Origin of the sequence: Pseudomonas sp. (genome assembly GCF_040514055.1) — a bacterium.
GTDB lineage: Bacteria > Pseudomonadota > Gammaproteobacteria > Pseudomonadales > Pseudomonadaceae > Aquipseudomonas.
In genome coordinates this window covers 25,347-51,812 of record NZ_JBEVDL010000034.1, presented here as the reverse complement: position 1 = coordinate 51,812, position 26,466 = coordinate 25,347, and the positions used below count along the sequence as shown (strand labels likewise).

Genomic DNA, 26,466 nt, shown 5'->3' with positions numbered 1-26,466 from the left:
GAAACATGCCATGGCCGCTCGCGCGGCTTTTTGTGTGCTGCACCAGTCAAACCCGACTGCACAACAACAGGGGAAGGGTCATGAGTACAGAACAGACTGCCGGGGCCTTTGCCGGCACCCCGCGGATCACCGAGCTGCAGGTCGTACCGGTGGCCGGACAGGACAGCATGCTGCTTAATCTGAGTGGCGCCCACGGGCCCTATTTCACCCGCAATATCCTGATCCTCAAAGACAACGCCGGGCACATCGGGGTGGGTGAAGTGCCCGGTGGCGAGGCGATCCGCCAGGCCCTGGACGAGGCCCACGGCCTGCTGCTGGGCGCATCCATCGGTGATTACCAACGGCTGCTCAACCGTGCGCGGCAGGCCTTCGCCGGGCGTGATGGCGGCGGCCGCGGCTTGCAGACCTTCGACCTGCGTGTGGCCATTCACGCGGTCACCGCGCTGGAAACCGCGCTGCTCGACCTGCTTGGTCAGTACCTGGGCGTGCCCCTGGCGGCGCTGCTGGGCGAGGGTCAGCAGCGCGACCGCGTGGAGATGCTCGGCTACCTGTTTTTCATCGGCGACCGTCGCGACACCGACCTGGCCTATCGCGACGAAGAGCATGCCGACGACCCCTGGTTTCGCGCGCGCAATCTGCCGGCGCTGACCACCGAGGCGATCCTGCGCCAGGCACAAGCGGCCCATGGCCGTTATGGTTTCAAGGATTTCAAACTCAAGGGCGGTGTCCTCGCCGGCGAGCAGGAAGTGCAGGCCGTGCGCGCCTTGGCCGAAGGCTTTCCCGAAGCGCGAATCACCCTGGACCCCAATGGCGCCTGGTCACTGCCTGAGGCGGTCGGCCTGTGCCGGGACCTGCGCGGGGTGCTGGCCTACGCCGAGGACCCCTGTGGCGCCGAGAACGGCTACTCCGGCCGCGAGGTGCTGGCCGAGTTTCGCCGCGAGACCGGCTTGCCGACCGCCACCAATATGATCGCCACCGATTGGCGGCAGATGGGTCACGCGGTGCAGCTGCAGTCGGTGGATATTCCCCTGGCCGATCCGCACTTCTGGACCCTGCAGGGCTCGGTGCGGGTGGCGCAGATGTGCCGCGACTGGGGCTTGACCTGGGGCTCGCACTCCAACAACCACTTCGACATTTCCCTGGCGATGTTCACCCATGTGGCCGCCGCCGCGCCGGGCAAGGTCACCGCGATCGACACCCACTGGATCTGGCAGGACGGCCAGCACCTGACGCGCAACCCCTTGCAGATCGTCGACGGCCAGGTGCGGGTGCCGCAGACGCCGGGCCTTGGCGTCGTGCTGGATTGGGATGCCCTGGCCAGGGCCCACGAGCTGTACCGACGCCATGGCCTGGGCGCGCGCGATGACGCCGCGGCCATGCAGTACCTGATCCCCAACTGGAGCTTCGACAACAAACGCCCGTGCCTGGTGCGTTGAGCCAGCGCTCGGCTTATCCCACGCACCCGGGTTACGGGACCCTGCCCTGGCGGGCCGTTCTGTTGAGCCTCGGTCGCCTTCACTGGACATGGGCGCACGACGATACGGGTGGCAGGCCGGTGCTTTACCTCTGGCTCCCGCACGTCCTTGAGCGAAGCGGCGCCGGTACGTCCGGCGTCGCTGTTTCCATCCGAGCGCACCCTCTGGAGACCCTCCATGCAGTTGATCGACCACTCTGACTCCCCGCGCTATGTGCGCCTGCATGCCGACGACAATGTCGTGGTCGTGGTGAACGACCAGGGCGTCGCCGCCGGCAGCCGCTTCCCCGATGGCCTGCAGGTGCTCGAAGGCGTGCCGCAGAGCCATAAGGTCGCCCTGGTCGATATCGCCCAGGGCGCCCCGGTGCTGCGTTATGGCCACGTCATCGGCTACGCCCGCGAATACCTGCCGCAGGGCAGCTGGGTCCGGGAAACCCAGCTGGACATGCCCGCCGCGCCGCCGCTGGACAGCCTGCCCATGGCCACTGCGGTACCCACGCCGCTGCCGCCCCTGGAGGGTTATACCTTCGAGGGTTACCGCAATGCCGACGGTACCGTCGGCACGCGCAATATCCTCGGCATCACCACCACGGTGCAGTGCGTGACCGGCGTGCTCGATCACGCGGTGGCGCGCATCCGCAGGGAGCTGCTGCCGCGGTACCCGAACGTCGACGACGTGGTGGCCCTGACCCACAGCTACGGCTGCGGCGTGGCGATCACCGCGCGGGATGCCTATATCCCCATCCGCACGGTGCGCAATCTGGCACGCAACCCCAACCTGGGCGGCGAGGCCCTGGTGGTCAGCCTGGGGTGCGAGAAGCTGCAGGCCGACCAGGTGATGCACGCGGACGATCCGTCGGTGGACCTGTCCGAGCCCTGGCTGTATCGCCTGCAGGATGCGGGCAAGGGTTTCGGCGAGATGATCGAGCAGATCATGGCCATGGCCGAAGCGCGCCTGAAGAAACTTGACCAGCGCCGCCGCGAGACGGTGCCGGCCGCGGAGCTGATTCTGGGCATGCAATGCGGCGGCAGCGATGCCTTTTCCGGTATCACCGCCAACCCGGCATTGGGGTTCGCCTCTGACCTGCTGGTCCGTGCCGGCGCGACGGTGATGTTTTCCGAGGTCACCGAGGTGCGCGATGCCATCTACATGCTCACCGCCCGGGCCGAGAGCGCCGAGGTGGCCGCTGCCCTGGTGCGCGAGATGGACTGGTACGATCGCTACCTGCAGCGGGGCGAAGCGGATCGCAGCGCCAACACCACGCCGGGCAACAAGAAGGGCGGTTTGTCGAATATCGTCGAAAAATCCCTGGGTTCCATCGTCAAGTCCGGCAGCAGTGCAATCAACGGCGTGCTGGGGCCGGGCGAGCGGGTCACTGCCAAGGGGCTGATCTTCTGCGCCACGCCGGCCAGCGATTTTGTCTGCGGTACCTTGCAACTGGCAGCGGGGATGAACCTGCATGTGTTCACCACCGGTCGCGGCACGCCCTACGGCCTGGCCATGGCGCCGGTGATCAAGGTCTCCACCCGCACCGAACTGGCGCAGCGCTGGCCGGACCTGATCGACATCGATGCCGGGCGCATCGCCACCGGTCGCGCGAGCATCGAGACCCTGGGCTGGGAGCTGTTCCACTATTACCTGGACGTCGCCAGCGGGCGTAAACGCGCCGCGGCCGAGCAACTGGGGCTGCACAACGACATCACCCTGTTCAACCCGGCGCCCATCACCTGAGCGTCCTGCCGGAGCACTGCCCCATGCCTGAATTCGAGCTGTTGCAGGTCGGCCCCCTGAGCGAGGCTTTCAACCAGGCGCTCGCGGCCTGCTACCGGGTCACGCCGCTCTGGCAGCAGGACGACCCCGTCGCCTTTCTGCGCGAGCAGGGCACTCGCTTCGGCCTGCTGGTGACCTCGGCGCGCTTTGGCTGTTCGGCCGGGCAACTGGAGCAGTTACCGAACCTCAAGGCAATCTGCAGCTTTGGCGTGGGCCATGACGCACTTGCCGTGCAAGGGGCCCGTGAGCGCGGTATCCCGGTCAGCACCACCCCGGAGGTATTGAACGACTGCGTGGCGGACCTGGCCATGGGGCTGATCCTGGACACCGCGCGTGGCCTCAGTCGTGGCGACCGCCATGTGCGGGCCGGCGACTGGGGTACCCGGGCCCTGCCGCTGGGCCGCAAGGTCAGCGGCAAGCGCCTGGGCATAGTCGGGCTGGGCCGCATTGGCCAGGCGCTGGTGCAGCGGGCCAGTGGCTTTCAGATGGCGGTGCGTTATCACAATCGCCGGCCCCTGGTGGGCAGCGCGCTGACCTACGAACCGGCCTTGCTGGAGCTGGCGCGCTGGGCCGATTTCCTGGTGCTGACCTGCCCCGGCGGGCCGGCCACCGAGCACCTGATCGATGCGCCCGTGCTGCACGCGCTGGGCCCCCAGGGCATCCTGATCAATGTCGCGCGCGGTTCGGTGGTCGATCAGCCGGCATTGATCCATGCCTTGCAACACGGTCTGCTGGGCGGTGCCGGGCTGGACGTCTACGCCAGCGAACCGCAAGTACCGGCCGCCTTGCGGGCACTGGAGAACCTGGTGCTGGCGCCGCATATCGGCAGTGCCACCGAGGAAACCCGTGGGGACATGGAGCACCTGGTGCTGGCCAACCTGCGGGCCTTCGTCGAGCGGGGCCAGTTGCTGACCCCGTTGTAGGCGCTCTCCCGAGTGTGATCCGCTGAGCGGCTGCCAGCGCGCCCCATTTGTCTGGGGCCGTTCCGCGCGTCGTTTGTTTGTGAAAATATTTTTTGGTCTATTGTCGATTTCCATAGCGCGCCCACGACTAGGGATTAACCCTAAGCGCCTTTGGAGGTCACCATGAAGTACCTGTGCCTGGTTTACAGCGACGAACAGGCGCTGCACAACTCCCCCGACAGCCCCCATGACGACGAGTGTCAGGCCTACGCCGCCTCGCTGATGGCCACTGGGCAGATGTTGGCCGGCGAAGCCCTGCACCCGGTGAACAGCGCCACCACGGTGCGGGTACGCGGCGGCCAGTTGTCGATCACCGACGGCCCCTTCGCCGAAACCCGCGAGCAGCTGGCCGGCTTTTACCTGATCGAGGCCCGCGACCTCAACGAGGCCCTGCAGATCGCCGGCAAGATCCCGCCGGCGCGGGTCGGCTCGATCGAAGTGCGGCCGGTGCGCCAGCTGGCGGGTGTGGAGCCGGACGTATGAACGCCTATCCCCCCGTGGTCGATGCTGACACCTGGTTGGAGGCGCGCTTGGCCCTGCTGGCCGAGGAGAAAGCCTTGACCGCCGCCCGCGACGCGCTGAATGCCCGGCGGCGTCAGTTGCCGATGGTGGAAGTCACGGAGGATTACCGTTTTCAGGGCGTCGACGCGGAGCTCGGTTTGCTGGAAGTGTTCGAGGGGCGGCGCCAGTTGATCGTCTACCACTTTATGTTCTTCGAGGCGCGCGGCGAAGGCTGCCTCGGTTGTTCCTCGCTGGTCGACAATATCGGCCACCAAGCCCATCTGCATGCCCGCGATACCCACCTGGTGCTGGTGTCGCGGGCGTCCCAGGAGCAGTTGCAACCGTTCAAGCGGCGCATGGGCTGGACGCTGCCCTGGTACAGCTCGCTGGGCAGCCGCTTCAACCACGACTACCAGGTGACCCTCGACGAAGCGGTGGCGCCGGTGCGCTACAACTACCGTGACCAGGCCGAGCTGCAACGCCTGGGGCTGGACCATCACCTGGCCGGCGAGCAGCCAGGGGTCAGCGTGTTCCTGCGCGACGGTACCCGGGTCTACCACTGTTACTCCAGCTACGGGCGTGGCCTGGACCTGTTGATGGGCACCTATAACTACCTGGACCTGACGCCCCTGGGCCGTCAGGAAGGCTGGGACGGCATGCCCGACCTGCACGGGCAAGGCATGAACTGGACCCGCCTGCATGACCGTTATATCGACCCCGCGGCGCCGACCTGTTGCGGCGCGGCCCCCGCCGCCGACTGATGGCGGCCATCATTGACTGAAAAGGAGGGTGCAGCATGAACACCACGAGCAATAACGACGTCACGCAGATTCACGAACTCTTGCGCGATTGGAGCCAGGCCGCCCAGGCCAAGGACGTGGCGCGCATCGTCAGTCACTACGCACCGGACATAGTCGCCTTCGACGCCGTCGGCCCGCTGCGCTTTGAGGGCCGAGAGGCCTATGGCGCCCATTGGCAGATGTGCATGCAGATGTGCGCCGGGATGAGCCTGTTCGAGGTCCATCAACCGACTATCACCGTCAGCGGCGACCTGGGGTTGGGGTTCTACCTGTGCCATTGCGGCGGCACCGACGAGCAGGGCCAGGAGCACCGCTCCTGGATGCGGGTGAGCCAGGGCTACCGCAAGCTGCAGGGCCGCTGGACCATCATCCACGAGCATTTCTCCGCGCCCTTCGAGATGGAAAGCGGCAAGGCGCAGTTCGACCTGCAGCCCTGAGCCTCAACGGGTCGACGCTATCAGGCGTTGCCCCAGGCCCTGCAGCGCCGTGCGCAATTGCGGCGGTGCCTCGACCTCGAAATCGAAGGGCAGGCGCGCCAGCCGCAGGGCAAACCACTGCAGATGGTCGGTGCCAGTGCTCAACAGTACGCCCCGCGCCTGGGGTATCAACACGCCCATCTGCTCGCCCCATTCCCGGGCGGCGCTGGCCAGGTCGGTGTGCAACAGCACCTGCACGGCATGGGCCCGTGGCAGGTTGGCGAGGCTGCTCTGCAAATGCGCGGCGGCGTCGAAATCTGCCGGGCGGGTGAAGCGCACCAGCAGTGGAACGGCCGTCTGCACGCGGTCCAGGCGAAACGAGCGCAATGCGTTGCGCAGGTGGCAGCGGCCGCTCAGGTACCAGAGTCCGTCACGGTAGACCAGGCCGTAAGGGTCCACTTCGCGCTCGCTGAGTGCATCCTGCCCCGAGCGGTAGCTCAGGCGCACCCGTTCGCGGGCCTGGGAGGCTGACGCCAGGGTCGCCAACACCTGCTGGTCACCCAGCGCGCGGCTGCGAGGCAGCACCAACGCGGTGCTTTCGCTCAGGGCGCGAACCTGCTGCTTGAGAGGGGCCGGCATGACCCGCTCCAGCTTGGCGCGGGCGCTGTGCACAGCGGGGGCGAGCTGCGCCAGGCCCAGCTCGCCGGCGGCGAGCAAGCCCAGGGTCAGGGCCTGGGCTTCGGCAGGGGTGAACATCATGGGCGGCAGCTTGAAGCCGGCCACCAAGCGATAACCGCCATGGCGGCCGCGCTCGCTGGTCAGCGGGATACCCAGATCCTCCAGGGTGCGCAGGTAACGGCGCAAGGTGCGCCCATCGACGCCCAGGCGCTCGGCCAGCGCCCGTCCGCTCTGTTGCCCGCCACTTTGCAGCAGTTCCAGCAGGGCCAGTACGCGGCCGGTGGGGTTGGCCATGAAAAATGTCCTGGCAGCATTTAATTAGGACGGAATATAGCCTAATTGGCCGTTAGCCTGTCTGCCGACCGCCGTTGCCCTGTTCATCGCCACCCATGGATCTCTGCCGCCGTCACCTGGAGCACGCCCGATGATCGATCACCTGTCCATAGTCGTTTCCGACTACCCCCGCAGCCGCGCCTGGTATCAACAGGTGCTGGCCACGCTGGGCTATGAACTCAAATCCGATACCGCCCAGGGGCCGGCACTGGTCGCCGGTTTTGGCCCGGTCCAACAGCCCTATGGCGTGCTCTACCTGGTCAGTGCGGGACCCGGACGCGGTGTCTGCCAGGCGCGGCCGCAATTCTGCTTCTGTGCGCCCGAACGCACCGTCGTCGATGCCTTTCACGCTGCGGCGCTGCAGGCCGGCGGGCGCGACAGTGGAGCCCCGGGATGGCGCGAGGCGCAGGCCCATTACGCCGCGTTTGCCCAAGACCCGGATGGCTACAGCGTCGAGGTGGCCTGTTACCGCTGAGTCAACGGGCGTCGAAGCGCTCGGGCAATCGCTGCTGGTGAAAATGCTCGACCAGGCTGTCAATGAATACCCGGGTCTTGGCCGGCAGCAGGCTGTGTCCGGCGAAGTACACCGAGATATGCCCGGCATCGACGTGCCAATCCGGCAGCACCCGAAGCAGGCCGCCGTTGTCCAGGTACGGCAGGGCATGGGGCAGGCTGACCAGGGCGATGCCCAACCCCATCAGGGCCGCGTGGCAGGCGGCCTCGGGGTCGTTCAGGGTCAGGCGCGCCGGCAGCTCGATGGCGGCTTCGTCCTGCTGGCGATTGCGCAAACCCCAGGGGCGTATGCGGCCGGTCTGCGGGGAACGGATCAGGATACCGCCATGCCGGGCCAGCTCAGCCGGTTTGGCGGGTGTCGAGTGCGCCTCGAGGTAGGCCGCCGAGGCCACCAGCACGCGGTGCGCCGGGGCCAGCTTGCGCGCAACCATGCCCTGGGCCAGATCCATCGCGCCGCTGATGGCCGCGTCATAGCCCTGGCCAATCAAGTCGACCGGGCTGTTATCGAAATGCCAGTCGGGCAGGATCGCCGGGTAACGCTGTAGAAACGGGCCCAACAGGGGCAGCACGTAGAGCCGGCCAAAACTTTGGCCCATGCTGACCTTGAGCACGCCAGCCGGTTGTCCGGCGTTGCTGGCCAGGTTGGCCATGGCACTTTGCAAGGTGCCCAGGCTGCCGCTGACCTGCAGCAGAAAGCGCTCGCCGGCTTCGGTCAGGGTCAGGCGACGGGTGCTGCGCTGGAATAACCGCACGCCCAACCCGGTCTCCAGTTTGGCGACGTTCTTGCCCACCGCGGCGGGCGTCAGCCCCAGGTGCCGTGCGGCCCCGGCAAAACTGCCTGCTTCGGCGGTGCGGACAAAACAGGCCAGGCCATTGAGGGTTTCCATGGGCGCATTCCAAACCATTTGGATCGATTATAACGCCTGATTGCTGGCTTATCGGCAGGTTATACCCGGTGGATACTGAGCTCACCCCGGGCCGCTGGCCCTCTTTTACGGAGACTCACCATGTCCACTCTTACTTCCACTGCCCGTTCACTCACCGACAAGGTCGCGCTGATCCAGGGCGGTTCACGCGGCATCGGCGCCGCCATCGCCCGCCGGCTGGCGGCGGAGGGCGCCGCCGTGGTGGTGACCTTTTCGCGTTCGCCGGAGCAGGCCGCCGAACTGGTGCGCAGCATCGAGGCCAGTGGTGGTCGGGCGCTGGCCGTGCAGGCCGACAGCGCCGATGCGCAGGCGGTGCAGGACGCCGTGGCGCAAAGCGTGGCGCGGTTCGGCCACTTGGATATCCTGGTGAACAATGCCGGCATCCTGGCGCTGGCGCCGATCGAAACCTTCAGCCTGGAGGACTTCGACCAGACCCTGGCGGTCAATGTGCGCAGTGTCTTCGTCGCCAGTCAGGCGGCCGCGAGGCAGATGGGCGAGGGCGGCCGCATCATCACCATTGGCAGCACCAACGCCGAACGCATGCCGTTCGCCGGCGGTAGCGTGTATGCCATGAGCAAGGCGGCCATCGTCGGCCTGACCCGCGGCATGGCCCGTGACCTTGGCCCGCGCGGCATCACGGTGAACAACGTGCAGCCGGGGCCGGTGGATACCGACATGAATCCGGCCAACAGTGAATTCGCCGACAGCCTCAAAGACCTGATGGCGGTCGGCCGGTACGGCCGGGTGGAGGAAATCGCCGCCTTCGTCGCCTTCCTGGCCGGTCCGGAAGCGGCCTATATCACCGGCGCCAGCCTGACCATCGACGGCGGCTTCGCCGCCTGAGTCTGCTTCGTTCCGCTTGCCAACCCCGCGCCTGTCGCGGGGTTTGTCGTTCAGGGTTGGGGCAGCTCGGCCAGGGCCTTGCAGCTGGGTGCGTACTGTTGCTGGCAGGCGCTCTGGAACAAGCGCCGTGCTTGTTGTGGGTCGCGCGGTACCGACTCTTCGCCACGCAGGTAGAAGTTGCCCAGCACATGCTGGGCCATGGCATTGCCACCGGCTGCCGCCTGATTGAGGTAGCGGAGCATGGCCTGGGGGTCCTTGTAGGCCGGGTCGGTCCGGCCGGTATGCAGAAATGCCAGGCTGACCGCCGCCCCGGCATGGCCTTGGTTGGCCGCGCGTTTCCACCAATGCTGGGCTTGATTGAGGTCGCGGGGTTGGGCCGCGAAATACTGGCTGCCCAGCTGGAACTGGCTGTCGCCATCGCCACGGTTGGCCTGCTGGCGCAACTGCTCGAGGCTGGTCGCCGGTGCTGGAGCAGGCGCCGTGGTTACCGACGCGGGTGGCTCAGCCGGAGTGGGCGGGGTCTGCTGAGTAACGCAGCCGCCCAGTAGCGACAGCCCCAGACCCACCAACAGGCCCTTGATCGGTGCCGGGTCGGTAAAAAAAACAAGCGCAGGGCGGGGCAAGGAGAAGCATTGACTGCGCATGGCGATGGACCTTGGTTGAGGAGCGGGCGTGAAACAACCGGGCGCGACTGCCCTGACTGGATAACTCAGACGGCGAAACGCACCCCGGGTTGCATCGGGTCCTCTTTTGGCAAGGCGAAAGGTGGCGCCTGGGATAGGTTCAGCTTGGCTTGGTGAAAATTTCAGTGTATTTTTCATGAAATAAATAGTTGTAAATTTCATTCGTGGGCGAGGCAGCTGTCGCTCAGGGGTGGTAGATACGGGCCAATCGGGCCCTTGATCGGAAGTTTACCGATGGACATGCAAGAAGAAGTCGAAGGTCTGGCCATCCTGATCCGCGACCTGCGCAAGCACAAGAACCTCACGCTGGGCGACCTGGCGACGCGGGTCGGACGTTCGGTGGGGTTTCTTTCCCAGGTCGAGCGCGGCCTGTCGCGTCCGACCGTGGCCGACTTGACCGCCATCAGCGAAGTCCTCGGCGTACCCACCACCTATTTTTACAGCCTGAGCAAGCCGCGCGCTTTGCCCTGGGTCACCCGGCCCGGTGAGCGGCGCACCCTGTATTACGCTGGCGGCATTACCGATGTGCTGGTGTCGCCGAGCATGTCGGCGGGTTTCGCCATGCTCGAAAGCCACCTGGCACCCGGCGCCACCAGCGGTGAGGGGCATCTCGACGACAGCTCGGAGCAGGGCGGTTTCGTCCTCGAGGGCCAGTTGACCCTGTGGCTGGGGCAGGATGGCGAGCCGGTGACCCTGGGCCCCAACGACGGGTTCCAGCTGCCGCCCCACGCACAGTTTCGCTACGCCAACCTCACCGAATTTCCTGCGCGGGTGCTCTGGGTGTTTCGCTAGACACCCCTGCCTGCGCTTTTACCGCTTACCGCCCCGAATAAGGACAAGAATGATGACGGCCCCTGTATCCGACCTGCTCAGCGAAGTGCGTGCCTTTCGGGCCCGCTACCCCGAGGTGCGTTACGTCGACCTGATCGCCCTGGATATCCCGGGGCATTTCTACGGCAAGCGCTACCCGGTGGACATGCTGGAAAAGGTCGCCGCCGGCAGCCCGCTGAAGATCCCGCAGAACTGCGTGTTGCTGGGCGTCCAGGGCGGCCTGCATCCCATCGGGGATTACTGCTTCAACGACGGCGATCCGGATGCACTGCGGCGCCTGATCCCCGGCACCCTCAAACCGGTGAGCTGGGAAGGCCAGCCGCTGGGGCAAATGCTGATCAGCTCGGACGGCACTGACTCGCCCATCGAGTTCGAACCGCGGGAGGTGCTGGCGCGGGTGCTCGAGCGCCTGGCAAACCGGGGCATTTATCCGGTGGTGGCTTTCGAACTGGAGTTCTACCTGTTCGACCGCAAGCTGCAGGACGGCCTGCCGTGTTTCCCGCGCGACCCGCTGTGCGACGACGCCGACGACCAGCCGAACATGCATATCGAGCGGCTGTCGCGCTTTTCCACGGTGTTGCACGACATAGTCGAGACCGCGGTCGAGCAAGGGGTGGACGCCAATGTGATCACCGCCGAGCTGGGACCGGGCCAGTTCGAAATCAACTTCGGTCACAACGCCGATGGCCTGTGCGCCGCCGACTGGGCAGCGCTGTTCTGCCGCAGCACCCGCGGCGTCGCCCTCAAGCACGGGCACCGGGCCAGTTTTATGAGCAAGCCGTACCTGCAGGCCCCGGGCAGCGGCATGCATGTGCACGTCAGCCTGTACGACAAGGCCGGCAACAACCTGCTCGATGGCGATGGTCAGCGGCCCTTGCGCCACGCCGTGGCCGGTTGCCTGGAGCTGCTGCCCCATTGCATGCCGATCTTCGCCGCCAACCACAATGCCTTCCGCCGCTACGGGGCCATGGTCAATGCGGCCAGTCGCGCCAGCTGGGGGTTCGAGGACCGCGATGCGTGCATCCGCATTCCCGAATCGGACGGGCGCAACCTGCGCATCGAACACCGTCTGGCCGGTGCCGATGCCAACCCCTATCTGGTCCTGGCGGCGATTCTCACCGGCATGGAACATGGCCTGGACGCTCAGCGCGAACCGATCGCGCCGCTCAACGAGAATCGCCAGAGCGGCATCGATTTTCCCCAGGACATGCTTACCGCGGTGGCGCAGATGCAGGACCACGGCGTGTTGCGCGAAGGCCTGGGCAGCGAATTTGTGATGGTCTATTGCGAAAACAAACGCCAGGACCACCTGGCCTTTATGAACGACGTCAGCGCTCGGGAATACCGCTGGTTTCTCTGATACCGGCGCAAGCGGCGCCGCAGCCGGCAGTCAAGCCGGTCAGGCGCCAGGGGGGCGGTGTGCTTCAGTTCGGGCGCGACTGGGCCGAGGCCATCTTGATCAGGGTCCTGCCGGCTTCATGCACCAGGGTGGCCTGCTGGGTGGTGAAGGTCACGTCATCCAGGGTAATGGTCACATTGCCGCTGAGTAAGGTGGTGTTGCCGTTCTGTTGAGTGGTGGTGGCCTGCACCTCAAACTTCCGGCCGTCCTCCAGGCTCAGTTCGAGATTGGTCAGGGTGGCAGCCTTGTCGCTTGGCGCCGTCTCGCTCGCCGCCAAGGCAGGGAGGCTTAGCAGCGCCAGCAGCGCGGTGGTCAGGGTTTTGTTCACGAGTAAAGCTCCATTTTAATCGATCGGATCCAGAGGTCTGGCGCGGCTGCCCTGGGACGCCGCAGCCGGTGCGGCGCGCGCCGGGCAGGACGCCAGACGCAGAGGATGTTAACCGGTTCTGGCTGCGTGCGGAGCAGGGTGGGGCGTGGAGCACTGCAGAAAGCGGTTCAGCCGCCCTCCACGAGGCAGGGCCTGACTGCCGTTGCTCGGGAACGACGAGGAAGGGTGAATAGCCCGCGCGGCAACGACGGCGAATTCACCCACACCCCAGGCACCCGTCATACCCGCGCAGGCGGGTATCCTGGAGCTTCCATGCGCCTGGGTTCCGACCTTCGCGGGAACGACTGAAACATCACCCTAGAGCAAGGAGATCGGGTAGTTAAAGATCAGGCGGTTCTCGTCGAACTCGTTGTTGCTGAAGTCGCGCCGGATGCTCGCGTTGCGCCATTTCATGCTGAGGCTTTTAAAGGTGCCGCTTTGCACGGTGTAGGCCAGTTCCGATTCGCGGCCCCACTCCTTGCCGTCGGTCACCGCACCGCTGTGCACTTGGTCGCCGCTGATATAGCGGTTCATCAGGGTCAGCCCCGGGATGCCCAGGGCGCTGAAATTGTAGTCGTGGCGCAACTGCCAGGAGCGCTCCTTGGCGTTGTCGTAGCTGGCGTTGTAACTGTCGTTGGCGAGGGTGCCGCCGCTGGTGCCATTGACGCGCATCCAGCCGGTGTCGCCGCTGACTTTCTGCAGGCCGACATAGAAGGTGTTGCCGCCAAATTTGGCGGAAAACAGCCCTGAATAGGTCTTGTTGTCCAATTCACCTGCCAGTTCGCTGCCGTCTTCGCTGCCCTGGAAGTAACCCAGGTTGGCGCCCAGGGTCCAGTCACCGATCGGTTGGCTGTGTACCAGGTTGAGGTACTGTTGGCTGTAGATGTCCTGCAGCTCGGCGTTCCACAGGCCGATCAGGGTCCGTTTCTCGTTGAACGCGTATTCCCCCCCGGCGAAGTTGAAACGGTCGGAGCCGGCGCCGCCATAGAACATGTCCTCCATGCTGGCGTCGTTGCGTGGGCTGTTGCCGCGCATCTGGCCGCCGTAAAAGGTCAGGCCGTCGATTTCCGTCGAGGTCAACTGGGCGCCCTGGAAGGTCTGAGGCAGGGACCGGCCATCGTCGGAGCGCAGGATCGGCAGCACCGGCATCCACTCGCCGACCTTCAATTCGGTCTTCGACAGCTTGACCTTGCCGGCCACCGCCAGACGGCCGAAATCATCGGCGGGCTGGCCGCCCGCGTGGACCGGCAGCAGGCCGGTGTTCGCGGTGCCGCCACCGCCGTCGAGTTTCAGCGACCACATGCCCAGCACGTCGACGCCCACGCCCACTATGCCCGGGGTGTAGCCCGAGCGGGCATCAAGAATAAAGTTCTGGGTCCACTCTTCGGCCTTGCCCTGGGCATTGCTGGGGTCGACGAAGTTGCGGTTGATGTAGAAATTGCGCAGGTTCAGGTTGACCTTGCTGTCATCCACGAAACCGGCGGCCTGGCTCTGGGCGGACAGGACCAGGCTCAGGGCGGTGGTGCTCAGCAGGACCAGGGAAGGGGTGCGGCGAGATGTCATTGTTATTGTGCTCCCATTATGTGATGCAAAAGCCGTCCCCCTGCAGGCCACGGGGGCGCACATGCTGATCGGGGATCGGTGATGTGCCCTGACGAGAGGGCGGTGAGCCTGGCCAGGAGCCAGGTTTTGGCCGAGGCTAGCCGTCGGCAAAACTGCAGCGGCGCAGGAGCGAACGGCGCGCGGCGCCGTGGCCCTGGGCAAGCATTCGAAGGCGTCTCTGGTGCGGGGCGATCAACCTGGGGTTGGACATGCTTAGGCCCTGATCTTATTTTTTATGTTATACGTTGTCGTACAACTAGAGCGATTATCGACAGCCCTGACGGAGCTTGTCAATGGGCGGAAGGGCCAATGGACAGTGGCATCGCCTGAAACCCCATATGGATTGGGTTTTCGCCGACCTGGCGCGGGTCGGGCGATGGATTCAGGTGTTTGTTATTCAGCAGAGGGCGTCATGGAAAACAGGACATCCTGGATCGAACGTACGTAATCGGCGCACGACGGGGAGGGTTATGTCAGTGGGTTGTACGATAACGGTCTGGGTCAGCACCGCACAATCGGAGGGTTGCCGGTCGCCAGCTGAGCAGCGAGCGGGGCACTGCCTGGCGTAACGCCGGCCCGGCCCCATTGCGGCGGCTGAGGCACCTGGTCCTGCCCCAGGTGCTTCAGGGGCAACGACTCAATCGCCGCGAGCAAGGGGGCGGTTCGGGTCGGTGATCCATTCACTCCAGGAGCCGGGATAAAGGCGCGGACTGTCGTATCCCGCCAGCTGTAGGGCGAACAGGTTGTGGCAGGCGGTGACCCCCGAGCCGCAGTAGGCCACCAATTGCTCGGCCGGGCGAGGGCCCAGCAGGGCGGCAAAACGCGCGCGCAATTGCGCGGCGGGCAGAAAGAAGCCATCCGCGTCGAGGTTGTCGGTAAAGGGCGCGCATTGGGCCCCGGGAATATGCCCGGCAACCGGGTCGATGGGCTCCATCTCGCCGCGAAAGCGCGGTTGGGCCCGGGCGTCGAGCAGGGTCAGCTGGGGATCGCCGAGACGCTCCAGCAGCTGCGCGGCATCGATCAGCATGCGCTCGTCGGCTTCGCCCGTGAAGTGACCCGCGGCGACTCTGACCTGGTCGATCTGCAGTGTCAGGCCTGCGTCGCGCCAGGCTTTCAGGCCGCCGTCCAGCAACTGCACGCCGCTGTTTTTACCCAGCCAGCTCAGTAGCCACCAGGCATGGGCGGCGTACGCGCCAGGCCCGTCGTCGTAGAGCACCACCTGGCTGTGCTGGTTCACCCCCCAGTCGCGCAGGCGTTGCATCAGGGCGGCCGGGTCCGGCAAGGGGTGGCGACCGGTCACCCCCGGCCGAATCGGACCGGAGAGGTGCTGTTCCAGGTCGGCGAATTGCGCCCCGGGAATATGCCCCTCGGCGTAACTGCGCTGACCATAGGCCAGGTCGTCGAGGGCAAAACGGCAGTCGAGGACCACCAGGTCGGGCTGGCCGAGGCGCTCGGCCAATTGCAAGGGGCTGAGCAGGTACGCGTTGGGCATGGCGAGCTCCAGTGGTCAGCGAAAAACCAGATGATAAACCAGTCGGGTGGTCCGGCGTAGACCGGGCGGCGCCGGATAACGGGGAGCCTTAGCGAAGCTGCAGCTTGCCGATGCGATCGTTGCTCAGGCTGCCCAGGTAGAGGAAATCGCCGACCGGTTTGGCCGAGGTGATCATGCGCAGGTGACGGCCGCTGGGGTCATGCAGGCTGCGGGTGATACGTCCCTGCTCGTCCAAGGCGATCACCAGCCCGTAATCTTGCGGCTTTGGCCACAGGGCCCGTGGCAGCTTGGCCAGTTGCGCCTTGAGCCAGGGGTGGCGGTGCAGAAAGTCGGCATCGGCCTTGCGTGGCGAGGGCAGGGCGACCCAGAAGGTACCCGCGCCATCACCCTGCAGATTGTCTGGCAGTCCTGGCAGGTTGTCGGCGAACACCTCGTGCTGGCCGGCCTTGGCGCCGCTGATCCAGTAGCGGGTGATGCGGTAGCGGTAGGTTTCGTTGACCAGCACGAAGTCCTGGGCGGCCGACAGCGCCACGCCGTTGGCGAAGTACAGGTCCTTGAGCAGCACTTCGGTCTGTGCGGTGGCCGGGTCGTAGCGCAGCAGGCGGCCCCAGGGGCGCGCCTCGAGCAGGTCGAGCAGGTAATCCGGTTGTTCGAAGCGCAGGCTGGCGTCGCTGAAATAGATACGCCCGTCGCGGGCGATATCCAGGTCGTCGGTAAAACGGAACGGGACGCCTTCGGCCTGCTGGCTAAGCACCTTGATTCGGCCTTCGGGGTCGATGGACAGCAAGCCTTTGTAGGCATCCGCCACGATCAGTTGGCCCTGGGCGTCGAAGTCCATGCCCAGCGGGCGGCCCTGGGTATCGGCGAAGGCCTGCGGGTCGCCCCGGTCCGTCAGGCGTACAATACGCCCGTCGTGCAAGGCGGCGTAGACCCGACCCTGGGCGTCCACCGCGGTGTCTTCCGGGCCGCTGAGTTGGCCTTGGGCCAGCAGCGTGGCCTTCATCAGGGTGTCGTTGGGCTCCAGGGGGCCGGTCATGGCAGGCGCCGGCGGTGCATCCCAGGCCAGAGGGTCGATCGGGCTGGGAGTCAGCGCCAGGTAGAGGGCGCCAGCGGCGAGGATGACTGCCAGCAGGCCGAATATTTTTTTCATGACGGTCCTTGTGACGGGGCGGGGCGCGGCCTGCCGGATGGCGCGACGGCGAGCGTCTGCGGCCTTTGCGCGGGGCGTCGGCAGCATAGAAGCCTGGTTCGGGTGGGGCAAGCGGTTGATGCGCGGTGAGAGTGAGGGTCGATATATACTGCCGGGCATTATTTGAGGAGAAGCCTGTGCCCATCGAGATTCATTGGATTGCTGATGACGCCGCGCTGGCGCTGCGGTGTGCCGAGTGGCAAGCCCTGGACCATGTGGCCCTGGACACCGAGTTTATGCGGGTCGATACCTTCTACCCGATTGCCGGGCTGTTGCAGATTTGCGCCGGTGAGCGGGTGTTCCTCATCGATCCGCTGCTGATCGAGGATTGGCGGCCGTTTGCCGCGCTGCTGGAGCAGCCGACAGTAGTCAAGGTGCTGCATGCCTGCAGTGAAGACCTGGAGGTGCTGTTGCGCCTGACCGGTAGCTTGCCGACGCCGCTGTTCGATACCCAGTTGGCTGCCGCTTACCTGAATATCGGCTTTTCCATGGGCTATTCGCGGTTGGTGCAGGAAGTCCTGGGCATCGAGCTGCCCAAGGGCGAAACCCGTTCCGACTGGCTGCAACGTCCGCTGTCCGAGACCCAGGTCAGCTACGCCGCTGAAGATGCCCTGCACCTGGCCGAGGTCTATGCGGCCCTGCGCCCGCGGCTGTCGCCGGAGAAAGCCGCCTGGGTGCTGGACGACGGCGCCGAACTGGTGCTCAACCTGCGCCGCGAGGTCGATCCCCAGATGCTCTACCGCGAGGCCAAGCTGGCGTGGAAGCTGGCCCCCGCGCAACTGGCGGTCATGCGGGCGCTGTGCGCCTGGCGTGAGGCCGAGGCCCGTGCGCGCAACCAGCCACGCAGCCGCATCATTCGCGATAACTCGCTGTGGCCGCTGGCGCGCTCCCAGCCGGATAATCTGGTAAGCCTGGCGCGTATCGAGGAGATGCACCCCAAGACCGTGCGCCAGGACGGCGAGGTCATCCTGCAGCTGATCAAGCAGGCCGCGGCCCTGCCGGCCGCGGAGTGGCCCGCGGCATTGCCCGAGCCCCTGCCCATGGAGGCGGCCGCCCTGCTCAAGACCCTGCGCGGCGTCGGCCAGCGCGAGGCCGAACGCCTGGACATGGCGCCCGAGCTGATGCTGCGTAAAAAGACCCTCGAGGCCTTGCTGAAAACCGGCTACCCCAACGGCCCCTACCATTTGCCGGACTCGCTGCGCGGTTGGCGCCGCGACTTGATGGGTCAGACGCTGCTCGACAGCCTGGCCGTGACTGGAGAGGCGCCATGAAACGCATTTGCTCGATCTACAAGAGTCCTCGACGCAACGAGATGTACCTCTACGTGGAAAAAAAGAACGCCCTGAAGCTGGTGCCCGAGACCTTGTTGACCGCCTTCGGACCGCCCATCCACAGCTTCGACCTGGTGCTCAGCCCCGAGCGGGCGCTGGCCCGCGAGGATATTCACCAGGTTCTGGCCAACCTGGAAAAGCAGGGTTATCACCTGCAGATGCCGCCGGCCGAAGACGAGTACATCCAGCACCTGCCCGAAGAGCTGCTGCGCCGTAACGACCCGATCTAAGTCGGGTTCGAGCGACCCCGGCACCTGTCACGCCATAGGCCGTAAACGATGAGCACCACCGATTCAGCGCCGATCCTGATTATCGACGCACAGCATCATGAGTACGCCACCCGGGTGCGTCAGGCATACCCCGGGCGCGAGGTGCACGGCGCTGCCAGCCACGCGGCAGTGGTCGATTTGGCCGCTCAGTGCCCGCTATGGTTCGGTCAACCGGACCAGTTGGCTGCGCTGCTGCGCCAGGGCTGCACGCCCCGCTGGTTGCAGTCGACCTGGGCCGGCATTACCCCGCTGCTGGCACCGGACCTGCCACGGGATTATCGGCTCAGTCGGGCCGTGGGCATTTTTGGCCAGGTGATGGCGGAGTACCTGCTGACTTACCTGTTGGCCCACGAACGTCGGGTGCTGGGGCGGCTGGCCAGCCAGGTCGACCAGCGCTGGGACGGTCCGTTGCCCGGCACGCTGGCGGGGCGGCGGCTGTTGATCGTCGGTGCCGGCGATATCGGCCAGCGGGTCGCCCAGTGCCTGGCGCCTTGGGGCCTCGAGGTGCGTGGCATTGCGCGAGAGCCCCGTGCTCGGGTCGGTTTCGAGCAGGTGACGGGCCAGGACAGCCTGGCGGAACAGGCGGCTTGGGCGGACTACCTGTTCAACCTGTTGCCCGATACCCCAGACACCCGCGACCTGTACGATGCGCCGCTGTTCGCGCGGATGAAACCCGACGCCTTGTTTATCAACGCCGGTCGTGGCGGCGCGGTGGTCGAGCAGGACCTGGTCGCGGCCCTGGAGCGTGGACACCTGGCGGGCGCGGTACTGGATGTCTGCCGTGAAGAACCCCTGCCCGCGGGCCATCCGTTGTGGCGGGTGCCGCGCCTGCTGCTAACCGGCCACAGTGCCGCGCCGACCCTGCCCGGGGCCATGGCGCAGCTGTTTCTCGATAACCTGCAGCGGCTCGAGACCGGTCAGGACCTGCGTGGTCAGGTGGATTTCCGCCGCGGTTACTGATTGCTCACGGCGGGCGGTGTCAGTCCCAGGCGAAATCCCCTTCGCTGACCAATTGGGCCAGTGGCAGCCGAGGGCTGGGCTGCTCGCGGGCCTGCAGGTCCTCCGGCAGCACCTGCTTGTCGGCCTGTTTGCCGATGGCCAGGGCGATCTCCACCTCGTACTCCCCGGGAATGCCCAGGGTCTGGCGTGCCAGCGCCTTGTCGAACCCGCCCAGGCCATGAGCATGCCAGCCGCTCAGGCTGGCCTGCAAGGCCAGGTAGGCCCAGGCCGCTCCGCTGTCGAAGGTGTGGAAGGGCGCCGGCCGGACATTGCCGCTGGTGCCGGTAATAGTGGTTTTCGACAGTACCACCACCAGCGCCGAGGCCTGTTGCGCCCAACTGCGGTTGAACGGGCTGAGCAGCTCAAGGTAGCGCTGCCAATGCAGGCTGTCGCGGCGGGCGTAGAGAAAACGCCAAGGCTGGGAATTGAAGGACGAGGGGGCCCAACGCGCGGCTTCGAAAAAACTCAGCAAGGTCTGCTCGTCGATCGCCTGCGCCGTAAATGCGCGGGGTGACCAGCGGGCGATGAACTGCGGGTCGATCGGGTAGACGCTGTCGCGCAGGGAAGGCTGTTCGGCTGTCATGGGGCAGTGGTTCCTGCTCACTGAGGACGGCCGCCGGGGGGGCGGCGCAGGGGCGTGCAGTGTATCGGCAAAGCGTGGCCTCGGTGTGCAAGCTGCTCAGCGCAGGGCCCCCGACCGGCGGTCCCGTGCTCCTCACCTGGCGCGATGGTGCATGCCAGCGCGGTCGCGACGCGGGCCGGCTGTCAACCCTGTGCCTTGCCGTCCAGTGAGGCCACGCGGGCGTGGCAATAAAGCGGGGCAAGCCCTAGACTGGCGGCCTTTTACGCCCCCTCAGACCCTCAATTGCCATGGCCGCCAAAGTCGAACCCTTCTGGAAACGCAAGACCCTCGAGCAACTCGACCAGCAGGAATGGGAGTCGCTGTGCGACGGCTGCGGCCTGTGCTGCCTGCAAAAGCTCGAGGATGAGGAGGACGGTGGCGTCTATTACACCCGCATCGCCTGCAAGCTGCTCGACCTGACCAGCTGCCGCTGTACCAATTACAGTGACCGCCGACAGTTCGTGCCCGACTGCATTCAGCTCACCCCGGGCCAGGCCAACCAGTTTCAGTGGTTGCCGCCGACCTGCGGTTATCGCCTGGTGGCCGAGGGCAAGGACCTGCCACCCTGGCACCCGCTGATTTGCGACGACCCTCAGGCCGTGCACAACGCCGGTATTTCCATGTCGGGGCGCATGCTCAGCGAAACCGCCGTGGCCGAGGACGACTGGGAAGAGCATATGATTTTCCGCGCTGGCTGAGCCGGTGCCGCGCCGCCGTTAACCCCCCCCATACGTTTATCCAGGAGTAGTCCGGTGTCCATCGGTTCGCGTCTGCTGTTGTCCGCCGCCTTGCTGGCGCTGAGTGCGCCGGTCTGGGCCACGAAAAAAATCGATCTGGATTACCGCGTGCGCCTGCTGCCCGACGCCGATCAGGCCGAAGTCAGCCTGCGCCTGGAACAGGGCGAGCGGGTTCGTAGCCTCAGTTTCAACCTGGGCGACAAGGGTTACTTCAGCGATTTCCAGGCCGATGGCCAATGGCAGCAGGAGGGTGCGGGGCGCGGCACCTGGACACCGGCCAGCGGCGAGGCGAGCCTGACGTACCGGGTACGCATCAGCCATCCGCGTAATGCCGGCGATTTCGATGCGCGCATGACCGCCGACTGGGCCCTGCTGCGTGGCGACGACCTGGTGCCCAGCGCGACCCTGAACCAGAGCGACGGCACCGAACTGGTGGCCCGTCTCGAATTCGAGCTGCCCGAGGGCTGGAAGAGCGTCGAAACCGGTTGGCCGCGGATCGGCAAGAATCGCTTTCGCATCGACAATCCGGCACGCAAGTTCGATCGCCCGACCGGCTGGATCCTGGCTGGCAAGGTGGGCACGCGGCGCGCCAAACTCGGCGAAACCGATGTCACCATCGCCGCGCCGGTCGGCGAGAAGATGCGTCGCATGGACATCCTGACGCTGCTGACCTTCGTCTGGCCGGAAATGCAGGCGGTGTTTCCCCGGGACCCGGGCAAGCTGTTGATCGTAGGCGCCGGTGACCCGATGTGGCGTGGCGGCCTGTCGGCCTCCAACTCCCTGTTCCTGCACGCCGACCGGCCCCTGGTCAGCGAAAACGGCACCAGCGCGCTGGTGCACGAGCTGGTGCACGTCTTCAGTCGCATCCACGACACCGATCGCAGTGACTGGATCACCGAAGGCCTGGCCGAGTACTACGCCATCGAGCTGATGCGCCGTGCCGGTGGGCTGAGCGAACAGCGTTACCAGAAAGTGCGCGAGCATTTGATCGATTGGAGCGAGGACGTGGAGAGCCTGCGCGGAGAGTCTTCACATGGTGCGGTCACCGCCCGCGCGGTGCTGTTATTGCAGGCCCTGGACCGGGAAATTCGCCAGAGCAGCCAGGATCGTCATTCGTTGGACGATGTCGCGCGTGGCTTGATGCGCCTCGACCAGGTCAGCACCGCGGACTTTATCGCGATCAGCCAGAACCTGATGAGCGAACCGTCCGAGGTATTGGATAGCGAATTGCTGCGTTAGCAAGGGCAATTGGCCTGCGCGTGGCCTGGCGGCCGCTAGCAGCCGGACGCCGATATAGGGCGGCCTCGGCGCGCCGTCCCGCGACAGCCCGCCGATGGGCTCTACAGACCAGGGCGTCGTTCCAGCGATCTTCAGGCGTCGCTGACCAACGCGGCGCTCTGCAGTTCGGCCAACTTGATGCGGGCGGCCTCCAGCTGCAGGCGAATATCGTCCAGTTGCGCGCGGCGCTCCATCAGCAGGTTCTTGCCGGCGCAGTAACCACTGATGCCGCGGGTCAGCGCGACGCCGGCCACGGCGACCTGGAACAGGCCTGGCACACCGCCGCGCCGTAGCCCCTTGGCCAGCATCAGCACGCCGCCTGCGACGGACAGCGCGCGCTCCCAGCCCTCGACATTGTGGGTCGACAGGTCGACGCGCCGGGTAGTGGGGACCAGGCGAACGGGGCCGGAGAGGGTGGGCATGGTGATACTCCTGAAGGTAATGACCCTATAACTGACTGCGCACGCGGCCATCTGTTCAGACGGCGTAGCGTCCTCCGGCGCGCGCGGATGCCACGGATACACCTGGGGCTAGCGAAACAGCGGGCCGGATTTGGTGTTCAGGCCCTTGGCCATCCGGTCATAGAGCACCACATTGACCGTCGCTGCCAGGTTCATGCAGCCGTTGGTGGGGATGTAGATCACTTCCTCGCACCAGGCCAGCACATCCTTGCCCAGCGAGCCGTCCTCGGGGCCGAAGATATAGATGGCCCGGTCCGGGTGGGTGTATTCCGGCAAGGAACGGGCCCCTTCGACCAGCTCCACGGCCACTGGCGTACAGCCGAGCGGTACGATCTTTTGCAGGTCCTCGATGCCGATCAACGGGATGTCCTGGTGGATCTTCTTGGTGTCGGTGACGAAGTCCTGGGCCCGGGCGTAGCGGGTGCCGGTATAGAACACCGAATTGACCCCATAACACCCGGCCGCGCGCATGACCGCGCCGACGTTTTCCGGAGACTTGGGGTTGTACAAGCCAATGCAACTGTACCGTCGGTTCGCCACGTGCGTGTGCCCTAGAAATGCAAAGAGGCGCGATTATACGGACTTCACGGCACGCGCCCAGCGCAAACGTTTGGCTTTCCGAGGCAGGTGCTATTGGGTTGCAGTCGGCTGCTAGAAGGTCGCACGCGAGTGGGCGTGACCTTCGCCAATTAGGGGGAATTGAGTTCGCCAGCACCGGTTCGGGGGCCTCCAGCCCGCGGTCATACCCGCGCAGGTGGGTAACCAGAGGCCTTGTCGCACTGGGGTTCCCGCCTTCGCGGGAAGGACGTAAAACCTCTGGCACTGCTGATGGGTCTAGAGCGCTACGCAGCTCGGGTCCGAACAGCTCCACCGGCCTACAGACCCCCGTCATACCCGCGCAGGCGGGTTTCCAGAAACCTTGTCGCCCCTGGGTTCCCGCCTTCGCGGGAAGGACGTAAAGCCTCTGGCACTGCTGATGGGCCTACAGTGCTACGCAGCTCGGGTCCGAACAGCTCCACCGGCCTACAGACCCCCGTCATACCCGCGCAGGCGGGTATCCAGAGACTTTGTCGTACCGAGGCTCCCGCTTTCTTGGGAGCGACGGGGAACGCTGGATAGCAGGAGCGGGAACTACGGTGAAGTCACTCGCCCCTTAGTTCCCTTCATACCCGGGTAGGCGGCTACCCAACCCTGTCACCAGGGTGCCCCTGTCCGCACCAAGCGGCTAGGGACGGCTTACTCTTTTGGCTTGAGCAGGGCGGCCAGGTCGGCAAAAGCCTTATGGGTCGACTTCGGCGCTTGCGGGCTGGCCGTGGAGCCTTCGGCGAAGTACTGCTGGTCGGTGTACCGAGAGTGCTCATTGTCATGGCAGAACAGGCAGAGCAGTTCCCAGTTGGAACCGTCCTGAGGGTTGTTGCCATGGTTATGGTCGCGGTGGTGCACGGTCAGCTCGCTGAGGCGTTTGCCGCTGAATTCCCGGGCACAACGACCACAGACATGGGGGTACATCTTCAGGGCTTTCTGGCGGTAATCTTCCTCGGCCTTGGAGGACAGGAAACGGCTATTGCTGGAGCTCATGGGAGGGCCTGTGGTGGGCGGGCGAACGCAAGGGTTCTGATGCTGTCAGAATAAAGCCAAAGTCGGTTTAGCTGGAGCCCCCTATGCGACTTTTCTCCCGATTCCTGTCTGCCGGTGCGCCGCTGGCGATATTGCTGGGTCTGATGGTGCTCAGCGGCGGGGCGAACGAAGCCAAGGCGGCTAACGGCTCGCCGGGCACCGCCACGCCGACGCCCTATGCGCCGGCCGTGCCGCCCACGCCCGCGCGTCCGGCCTATACCCCACCCTTGTTGGACAACGGCCGTCGCCCTGCGGCCTCGCCACGTCCGTCCGACACCGCGGTGCCGATGCTGGAACAGCAGCTGCAACGCAATCAGCAGCCCGCGCGACCGGCGCCGGAGGGCGTCCCCAAAGCCAGCGAATGAAGGCGGGCCCCGCTCGTCCATGGCCTTCGCGTCACTGGTCGACCAGTTGCCCGTCGGCCATGCGCAGGCGCTTGGACAGCGCCACGGCGATGGCGCGTATGACCTTGGCCGCCGGGCGCGGCGCTTCCTGCAGCATTTTTTCCAGGGAGTCCTTGGCCAGGATCAGCAGGACGCAATCGGTGGCGGCTACGCAGGTCGCCGAGCGCCGTTCACCGTCGAGCACCGCCATCTCGCCGAAGGCCCGGCCATTGCGCAGGGTGGCGAATTCGACCAGCTGTTCACTGGAATTGCTCTTGCGCACGGAAATGCGCCCTTGGTGCAGGATGCACATAAAGGTGCCGGCGTCGCCCTCACGAAAGATCACCGTGTCCTGGGTCATCTTGCTGATGCTGAAATAACCCGCCGCCGACTGCGCTTCGGCCGGTAGCAGGGTGTCGAACAGGCCGCAGTCCATCAGCATGTCTCGGATGGCGCCGACCAGGTGGGCGGATTCAGGCATGGTGTCTCCTTAAGGGCATAAACGAGAGCGATTATCCGCCAGGTCCGTGCTCGATTGCAGTCCCGCGGCAGTGGGCGAAACAGTGGGATCAGGCGTGGCGGTGGCTAGTTCGTTCGTTGCCGCGAGACGCAGATCAGATCAGCCAGCGCTGCCGGGAGCGTTGAATGTGCAAAGGTGTAGCCATGCTCCAGCAATTTCCGCGGTACCACCCGTTGGCCGCTCAGGAGTATTTCATCGGCCATCTCCCCCATCAGCAGGCGTAGCAACCTGGCCGGAACCTTTATCCTGAAAGGCGTATTGCCCAGCTGTCGCGCGAGTGTTGTGGCGAATTCCGCCTGGGTTACGGGTTCGGGGGCCGTGACGTTCACCGCACCCTGCAGTTCGGGTTTGCTCAGCAAAAATGCACAGATATCCAGTACGTCGTGCAAATGGATCCATGGCAGCCATTGGCGCCCGCTGCCCAGTTGCGTTGCTACCCCGAGTTCGAACGAGCGACGTAGTTCCTGCAGCGGCCCGCCATTGTTGCCGAGCACAATGCCAATACGTAGCAGGCAGACCCGCAGGCCACGTTGTTCGAACGTCAACGCCCGCTTTTCCCATTGGCTACAGAGTTGGTGGGAGAAGCAGTCGATAGCCGCTGCGTGCTCGTCGAGCAGGCCGTCCTGCTGATGCCCGTAATAGCCCACGGCCGACGCATTCAATAGCAGCTCGGGTTTGTGCTGCAGACGCTTTACCAGTTGCAGCAGCGCATCGGTGACCTGTAGACGGCTTTGCAGAAAAATCGCTTTACGCGCTGGCGTCCAGCGCCCTTTGGCCAAGGGTTCACCGGCCAGATTGATGATGCCATCGATACGCTCGTCCGAGCGGATTAGCTGGAGATCGGTAATGAAGGCTATCCGGCCACTGAATGCGTCCGCAGCTGGGGCAATTCGGCGTGTCAGGATCAACACCTCATGACCCGCCAGGCTGAGCGCCATAGCCAGGGGCTGGCCGATAAAGCCGGTACCGCCGGTCATAAGGATTTTCAGCGATTTACCATTGGCATAGCGCAAGGCGTGCGCGTGGTCATCGGCGGACTGCAGCGGTACGAGAAAATACAAAGGCACGGCAATCGCCAGTGCCGCCGCCATGTTCAGGTAGGCGTGGGCAAGGATCCCGTAATAGGTGGAAATGCCACTGTCGAGCAAGCACCACACCAGCAGGGCGGCGAACAGCGTAGGTTTGATCAAGGCGTGGCCGTGCTGGCGATACAGGTGTACCAACAGGCTGAAGAGCAGCCCCCAACTGGCTACCGTGGGACCGAACAGGCGTACCAGGGTGGTCACCACGGAATGCTGCTCGGGCGAGGCGGCCTGGCCGGCCCCGACGCTGGCGTACAGGTACTGGAAGTAGGGCATGGCGATGGGCAGTTGGGCGGTAAACGCCAATACCACGCCCAGTGCTACGTGGCCCAGCCCGATCAGCAGCAGCCAACGATAGAACAGGTTCTGCACGGGCTATCCCTCTCG

29 protein-coding genes are annotated in these 26,466 nt (G+C 65.4%); 16 read left to right on the top strand and 13 right to left on the bottom strand.

The window, feature by feature from the left end:
* The first annotated feature begins 80 nt into the window (after positions 1 to 80).
* The 6 genes from gudD to ABWY06_RS08335 all read left to right on the top strand — a co-directional run bounded on the left by gudD (position 81) and on the right by ABWY06_RS08335 (position 5,945).
* Positions 81 to 1,436, top strand: a complete 1,356-nt coding sequence (gene gudD, locus ABWY06_RS08360) for a glucarate dehydratase (RefSeq protein ID WP_353925107.1) — start codon at positions 81 to 83, stop codon at positions 1,434 to 1,436.
* Between the two features lie 216 nt (positions 1,437 to 1,652).
* On the top strand, positions 1,653 to 3,206 hold the full coding sequence (garD, locus tag ABWY06_RS08355) for a galactarate dehydratase (protein WP_353925106.1): 1,554 nt from the start codon (positions 1,653 to 1,655) through the stop codon (positions 3,204 to 3,206).
* Between the two features lie 23 nt (positions 3,207 to 3,229).
* Positions 3,230 to 4,168, top strand: a complete 939-nt coding sequence (locus tag ABWY06_RS08350) for a 2-hydroxyacid dehydrogenase (RefSeq protein ID WP_353925105.1) — start codon at positions 3,230 to 3,232, stop codon at positions 4,166 to 4,168.
* Between the two features lie 162 nt (positions 4,169 to 4,330).
* Positions 4,331 to 4,690 carry a YciI family protein gene (locus ABWY06_RS08345; RefSeq protein ID WP_353925104.1) on the top strand — a complete coding sequence of 120 codons (360 nt, stop codon included), beginning with the start codon at positions 4,331 to 4,333 and terminating at the stop codon, positions 4,688 to 4,690.
* Positions 4,687 to 5,469, top strand: coding sequence for a DUF899 domain-containing protein (locus ABWY06_RS08340; RefSeq protein ID WP_353925103.1), 783 nt, complete (start codon positions 4,687 to 4,689; stop codon positions 5,467 to 5,469). Before ABWY06_RS08345 ends, ABWY06_RS08340 begins: the two co-directional genes overlap by 4 nt.
* A gap of 35 nt (positions 5,470 to 5,504) precedes the next feature.
* Positions 5,505 to 5,945 (top strand): YybH family protein, encoded by a 441-nt coding sequence (locus ABWY06_RS08335; protein ID WP_353925102.1) that lies wholly within the window; start codon positions 5,505 to 5,507, stop codon positions 5,943 to 5,945.
* A gap of 3 nt (positions 5,946 to 5,948) precedes the next feature.
* On the opposite strand, the gene ABWY06_RS08330 is transcribed toward ABWY06_RS08335, so the two are convergent.
* Positions 5,949 to 6,896 carry a helix-turn-helix transcriptional regulator gene (locus ABWY06_RS08330; protein ID WP_353925101.1) on the bottom strand — a complete coding sequence of 316 codons (948 nt, stop codon included), beginning with the start codon at positions 6,894 to 6,896 and terminating at the stop codon, positions 5,949 to 5,951.
* Positions 6,897 to 7,026: 130 nt separating this feature from the next.
* Between ABWY06_RS08330 and ABWY06_RS08325 the strand changes: the two genes are divergently transcribed.
* Complete coding sequence (locus ABWY06_RS08325; RefSeq protein ID WP_353925100.1) at positions 7,027 to 7,410, top strand: VOC family protein; 384 nt, start codon at positions 7,027 to 7,029, stop codon at positions 7,408 to 7,410.
* Position 7,411: 1 nt separating this feature from the next.
* On the opposite strand, the gene ABWY06_RS08320 is transcribed toward ABWY06_RS08325, so the two are convergent.
* Positions 7,412 to 8,335: a LysR family transcriptional regulator gene (locus tag ABWY06_RS08320; RefSeq protein ID WP_353925099.1), complete on the bottom strand. Its 924-nt coding sequence runs from the start codon at positions 8,333 to 8,335 to the stop codon at positions 7,412 to 7,414.
* Positions 8,336 to 8,455: 120 nt separating this feature from the next.
* Here ABWY06_RS08320 and ABWY06_RS08315 point away from each other — a divergent pair, with 120 nt between their 5' ends.
* The gene (locus ABWY06_RS08315) at positions 8,456 to 9,217 is read left to right on the top strand and encodes a 3-oxoacyl-ACP reductase family protein (protein WP_353925098.1); all 762 of its coding nucleotides are present in this window, start codon (positions 8,456 to 8,458) and stop codon (positions 9,215 to 9,217) included.
* Between the two features lie 50 nt (positions 9,218 to 9,267).
* Here the strand turns inward: ABWY06_RS08315 and ABWY06_RS08310 are convergent, their stop codons facing one another.
* Positions 9,268 to 9,861: a tetratricopeptide repeat protein gene (locus tag ABWY06_RS08310; protein ID WP_353925097.1), complete on the bottom strand. Its 594-nt coding sequence runs from the start codon at positions 9,859 to 9,861 to the stop codon at positions 9,268 to 9,270.
* A gap of 273 nt (positions 9,862 to 10,134) precedes the next feature.
* Between ABWY06_RS08310 and ABWY06_RS08305 the strand changes: the two genes are divergently transcribed.
* Positions 10,135 to 10,692 carry a helix-turn-helix domain-containing protein gene (locus ABWY06_RS08305; RefSeq protein WP_353925096.1) on the top strand — a complete coding sequence of 186 codons (558 nt, stop codon included), beginning with the start codon at positions 10,135 to 10,137 and terminating at the stop codon, positions 10,690 to 10,692.
* Positions 10,693 to 10,741: 49 nt separating this feature from the next.
* Positions 10,742 to 12,091 (top strand): glutamine synthetase family protein, encoded by a 1,350-nt coding sequence (locus ABWY06_RS08300; RefSeq protein ID WP_353925095.1) that lies wholly within the window; start codon positions 10,742 to 10,744, stop codon positions 12,089 to 12,091.
* A 64-nt stretch (positions 12,092 to 12,155) separates the two neighbouring features.
* On the opposite strand, the gene ABWY06_RS08295 is transcribed toward ABWY06_RS08300, so the two are convergent.
* The 4 genes from ABWY06_RS08295 to ABWY06_RS08280 form a co-directional block, all read right to left on the bottom strand.
* On the bottom strand, positions 12,156 to 12,458 hold the full coding sequence (locus tag ABWY06_RS08295; protein WP_353925094.1) for a hypothetical protein: 303 nt from the start codon (positions 12,456 to 12,458) through the stop codon (positions 12,156 to 12,158).
* 357 nt (positions 12,459 to 12,815) lie between these two features.
* Positions 12,816 to 14,060, bottom strand: a complete 1,245-nt coding sequence (locus ABWY06_RS08290) for an OprD family porin (RefSeq protein ID WP_353925093.1) — start codon at positions 14,058 to 14,060, stop codon at positions 12,816 to 12,818.
* Between the two features lie 676 nt (positions 14,061 to 14,736).
* Positions 14,737 to 15,591 carry a sulfurtransferase gene (locus ABWY06_RS08285; protein WP_353925092.1) on the bottom strand — a complete coding sequence of 285 codons (855 nt, stop codon included), beginning with the start codon at positions 15,589 to 15,591 and terminating at the stop codon, positions 14,737 to 14,739.
* A gap of 88 nt (positions 15,592 to 15,679) precedes the next feature.
* Entirely contained in the window at positions 15,680 to 16,741 is a 1,062-nt protein-coding gene (locus ABWY06_RS08280) for an SMP-30/gluconolactonase/LRE family protein (protein ID WP_353925091.1), read from the bottom strand.
* A gap of 176 nt (positions 16,742 to 16,917) precedes the next feature.
* On the opposite strand from ABWY06_RS08280, the gene rnd reads away from it, so the two are divergent.
* Genes rnd through ABWY06_RS08265 form a run of 3 tightly spaced genes read left to right on the top strand, consistent with a single transcriptional unit; the run spans position 16,918 to position 19,340 of the window.
* Complete coding sequence (rnd, locus tag ABWY06_RS08275) at positions 16,918 to 18,051, top strand: ribonuclease D (protein ID WP_353925090.1); 1,134 nt, start codon at positions 16,918 to 16,920, stop codon at positions 18,049 to 18,051.
* Positions 18,048 to 18,341, top strand: coding sequence for a YcgL domain-containing protein (locus ABWY06_RS08270; protein WP_353925089.1), 294 nt, complete (start codon positions 18,048 to 18,050; stop codon positions 18,339 to 18,341). The genes rnd and ABWY06_RS08270 overlap by 4 nt, the downstream gene beginning before the upstream one ends.
* 48 nt (positions 18,342 to 18,389) lie before the next feature.
* Complete coding sequence (locus tag ABWY06_RS08265; protein WP_353925088.1) at positions 18,390 to 19,340, top strand: D-2-hydroxyacid dehydrogenase; 951 nt, start codon at positions 18,390 to 18,392, stop codon at positions 19,338 to 19,340.
* A gap of 19 nt (positions 19,341 to 19,359) precedes the next feature.
* Here the strand turns inward: ABWY06_RS08265 and ABWY06_RS08260 are convergent, their stop codons facing one another.
* Positions 19,360 to 19,962 carry a nitroreductase family protein gene (locus ABWY06_RS08260; RefSeq protein WP_353925087.1) on the bottom strand — a complete coding sequence of 201 codons (603 nt, stop codon included), beginning with the start codon at positions 19,960 to 19,962 and terminating at the stop codon, positions 19,360 to 19,362.
* 287 nt (positions 19,963 to 20,249) lie between these two features.
* On the opposite strand from ABWY06_RS08260, the gene ABWY06_RS08255 reads away from it, so the two are divergent.
* Complete coding sequence (locus ABWY06_RS08255; RefSeq protein WP_353925086.1) at positions 20,250 to 20,699, top strand: YcgN family cysteine cluster protein; 450 nt, start codon at positions 20,250 to 20,252, stop codon at positions 20,697 to 20,699.
* A 72-nt stretch (positions 20,700 to 20,771) separates the two neighbouring features.
* Positions 20,772 to 21,977 carry a hypothetical protein gene (locus tag ABWY06_RS08250; protein ID WP_502948173.1) on the top strand — a complete coding sequence of 402 codons (1,206 nt, stop codon included), beginning with the start codon at positions 20,772 to 20,774 and terminating at the stop codon, positions 21,975 to 21,977.
* Positions 21,978 to 22,108: 131 nt separating this feature from the next.
* On the opposite strand, the gene ABWY06_RS08245 is transcribed toward ABWY06_RS08250, so the two are convergent.
* From ABWY06_RS08245 to ABWY06_RS08235, 3 genes are all read right to left on the bottom strand, one after another.
* The gene (locus ABWY06_RS08245; protein ID WP_353925085.1) at positions 22,109 to 22,438 is read right to left on the bottom strand and encodes a YgaP family membrane protein; all 330 of its coding nucleotides are present in this window, start codon (positions 22,436 to 22,438) and stop codon (positions 22,109 to 22,111) included.
* Positions 22,439 to 22,546: 108 nt separating this feature from the next.
* Positions 22,547 to 23,017 carry an RNA methyltransferase gene (locus ABWY06_RS08240; protein WP_353925084.1) on the bottom strand — a complete coding sequence of 157 codons (471 nt, stop codon included), beginning with the start codon at positions 23,015 to 23,017 and terminating at the stop codon, positions 22,547 to 22,549.
* 696 nt (positions 23,018 to 23,713) lie between these two features.
* Positions 23,714 to 24,055, bottom strand: coding sequence for a YajD family HNH nuclease (locus ABWY06_RS08235; RefSeq protein ID WP_353925083.1), 342 nt, complete (start codon positions 24,053 to 24,055; stop codon positions 23,714 to 23,716).
* Positions 24,056 to 24,138: 83 nt separating this feature from the next.
* Here ABWY06_RS08235 and ABWY06_RS08230 point away from each other — a divergent pair, with 83 nt between their 5' ends.
* Positions 24,139 to 24,459, top strand: a complete 321-nt coding sequence (locus ABWY06_RS08230; protein WP_353925082.1) for a hypothetical protein — start codon at positions 24,139 to 24,141, stop codon at positions 24,457 to 24,459.
* Positions 24,460 to 24,490: 31 nt separating this feature from the next.
* Here the strand turns inward: ABWY06_RS08230 and ABWY06_RS08225 are convergent, their stop codons facing one another.
* Together ABWY06_RS08225 and ABWY06_RS08220 are read right to left on the bottom strand one after the other, a co-directional pair.
* Positions 24,491 to 24,958 carry a cyclic nucleotide-binding domain-containing protein gene (locus tag ABWY06_RS08225; protein ID WP_353925081.1) on the bottom strand — a complete coding sequence of 156 codons (468 nt, stop codon included), beginning with the start codon at positions 24,956 to 24,958 and terminating at the stop codon, positions 24,491 to 24,493.
* A 104-nt stretch (positions 24,959 to 25,062) separates the two neighbouring features.
* Positions 25,063 to 26,451: a TIGR01777 family oxidoreductase gene (locus ABWY06_RS08220; RefSeq protein WP_353925080.1), complete on the bottom strand. Its 1,389-nt coding sequence runs from the start codon at positions 26,449 to 26,451 to the stop codon at positions 25,063 to 25,065.
* Between the last annotated feature and the right edge of the window lie 15 nt (positions 26,452 to 26,466).

What these genes read in the sequence shown, in the direction of transcription:
- garD (WP_353925106.1), top strand. Translation starts at nt 1,653, where the DNA reads ATGCAGTTGATCGACCACTCTGACTCCCCGCGCTATGTGCGCCTGCAT.
- ABWY06_RS08305 (WP_353925096.1), top strand. Translation starts at nt 10,135, where the DNA reads ATGGACATGCAAGAAGAAGTCGAAGGTCTGGCCATCCTGATCCGCGAC.
- ABWY06_RS08340 (WP_353925103.1), top strand. Translation starts at nt 4,687, where the DNA reads ATGAACGCCTATCCCCCCGTGGTCGATGCTGACACCTGGTTGGAGGCG.
- ABWY06_RS08245 (WP_353925085.1), bottom strand. Translation starts at nt 22,438, where the DNA reads ATGCCCACCCTCTCCGGCCCCGTTCGCCTGGTCCCCACTACCCGGCGC.
- ABWY06_RS08255 (WP_353925086.1), top strand. Translation starts at nt 20,250, where the DNA reads ATGGCCGCCAAAGTCGAACCCTTCTGGAAACGCAAGACCCTCGAGCAA.
- ABWY06_RS08325 (WP_353925100.1), top strand. Translation starts at nt 7,027, where the DNA reads ATGATCGATCACCTGTCCATAGTCGTTTCCGACTACCCCCGCAGCCGC.
- ABWY06_RS08350 (WP_353925105.1), top strand. Translation starts at nt 3,230, where the DNA reads ATGCCTGAATTCGAGCTGTTGCAGGTCGGCCCCCTGAGCGAGGCTTTC.
- ABWY06_RS08265 (WP_353925088.1), top strand. Translation starts at nt 18,390, where the DNA reads ATGAGCACCACCGATTCAGCGCCGATCCTGATTATCGACGCACAGCAT.
- ABWY06_RS08345 (WP_353925104.1), top strand. Translation starts at nt 4,331, where the DNA reads ATGAAGTACCTGTGCCTGGTTTACAGCGACGAACAGGCGCTGCACAAC.
- ABWY06_RS08315 (WP_353925098.1), top strand. Translation starts at nt 8,456, where the DNA reads ATGTCCACTCTTACTTCCACTGCCCGTTCACTCACCGACAAGGTCGCG.
- ABWY06_RS08310 (WP_353925097.1), bottom strand. Translation starts at nt 9,861, where the DNA reads ATGCGCAGTCAATGCTTCTCCTTGCCCCGCCCTGCGCTTGTTTTTTTT.
- ABWY06_RS08235 (WP_353925083.1), bottom strand. Translation starts at nt 24,055, where the DNA reads ATGAGCTCCAGCAATAGCCGTTTCCTGTCCTCCAAGGCCGAGGAAGAT.
- ABWY06_RS08335 (WP_353925102.1), top strand. Translation starts at nt 5,505, where the DNA reads ATGAACACCACGAGCAATAACGACGTCACGCAGATTCACGAACTCTTG.
- ABWY06_RS08230 (WP_353925082.1), top strand. Translation starts at nt 24,139, where the DNA reads ATGCGACTTTTCTCCCGATTCCTGTCTGCCGGTGCGCCGCTGGCGATA.
- ABWY06_RS08300 (WP_353925095.1), top strand. Translation starts at nt 10,742, where the DNA reads ATGATGACGGCCCCTGTATCCGACCTGCTCAGCGAAGTGCGTGCCTTT.
- ABWY06_RS08320 (WP_353925099.1), bottom strand. Translation starts at nt 8,335, where the DNA reads ATGGAAACCCTCAATGGCCTGGCCTGTTTTGTCCGCACCGCCGAAGCA.
- ABWY06_RS08270 (WP_353925089.1), top strand. Translation starts at nt 18,048, where the DNA reads ATGAAACGCATTTGCTCGATCTACAAGAGTCCTCGACGCAACGAGATG.
- ABWY06_RS08280 (WP_353925091.1), bottom strand. Translation starts at nt 16,741, where the DNA reads ATGAAAAAAATATTCGGCCTGCTGGCAGTCATCCTCGCCGCTGGCGCC.
- gudD (WP_353925107.1), top strand. Translation starts at nt 81, where the DNA reads ATGAGTACAGAACAGACTGCCGGGGCCTTTGCCGGCACCCCGCGGATC.
- ABWY06_RS08290 (WP_353925093.1), bottom strand. Translation starts at nt 14,060, where the DNA reads ATGACATCTCGCCGCACCCCTTCCCTGGTCCTGCTGAGCACCACCGCC.
- ABWY06_RS08330 (WP_353925101.1), bottom strand. Translation starts at nt 6,896, where the DNA reads ATGGCCAACCCCACCGGCCGCGTACTGGCCCTGCTGGAACTGCTGCAA.
- ABWY06_RS08285 (WP_353925092.1), bottom strand. Translation starts at nt 15,591, where the DNA reads ATGCCCAACGCGTACCTGCTCAGCCCCTTGCAATTGGCCGAGCGCCTC.
- ABWY06_RS08225 (WP_353925081.1), bottom strand. Translation starts at nt 24,958, where the DNA reads ATGCCTGAATCCGCCCACCTGGTCGGCGCCATCCGAGACATGCTGATG.
- ABWY06_RS08260 (WP_353925087.1), bottom strand. Translation starts at nt 19,962, where the DNA reads ATGACAGCCGAACAGCCTTCCCTGCGCGACAGCGTCTACCCGATCGAC.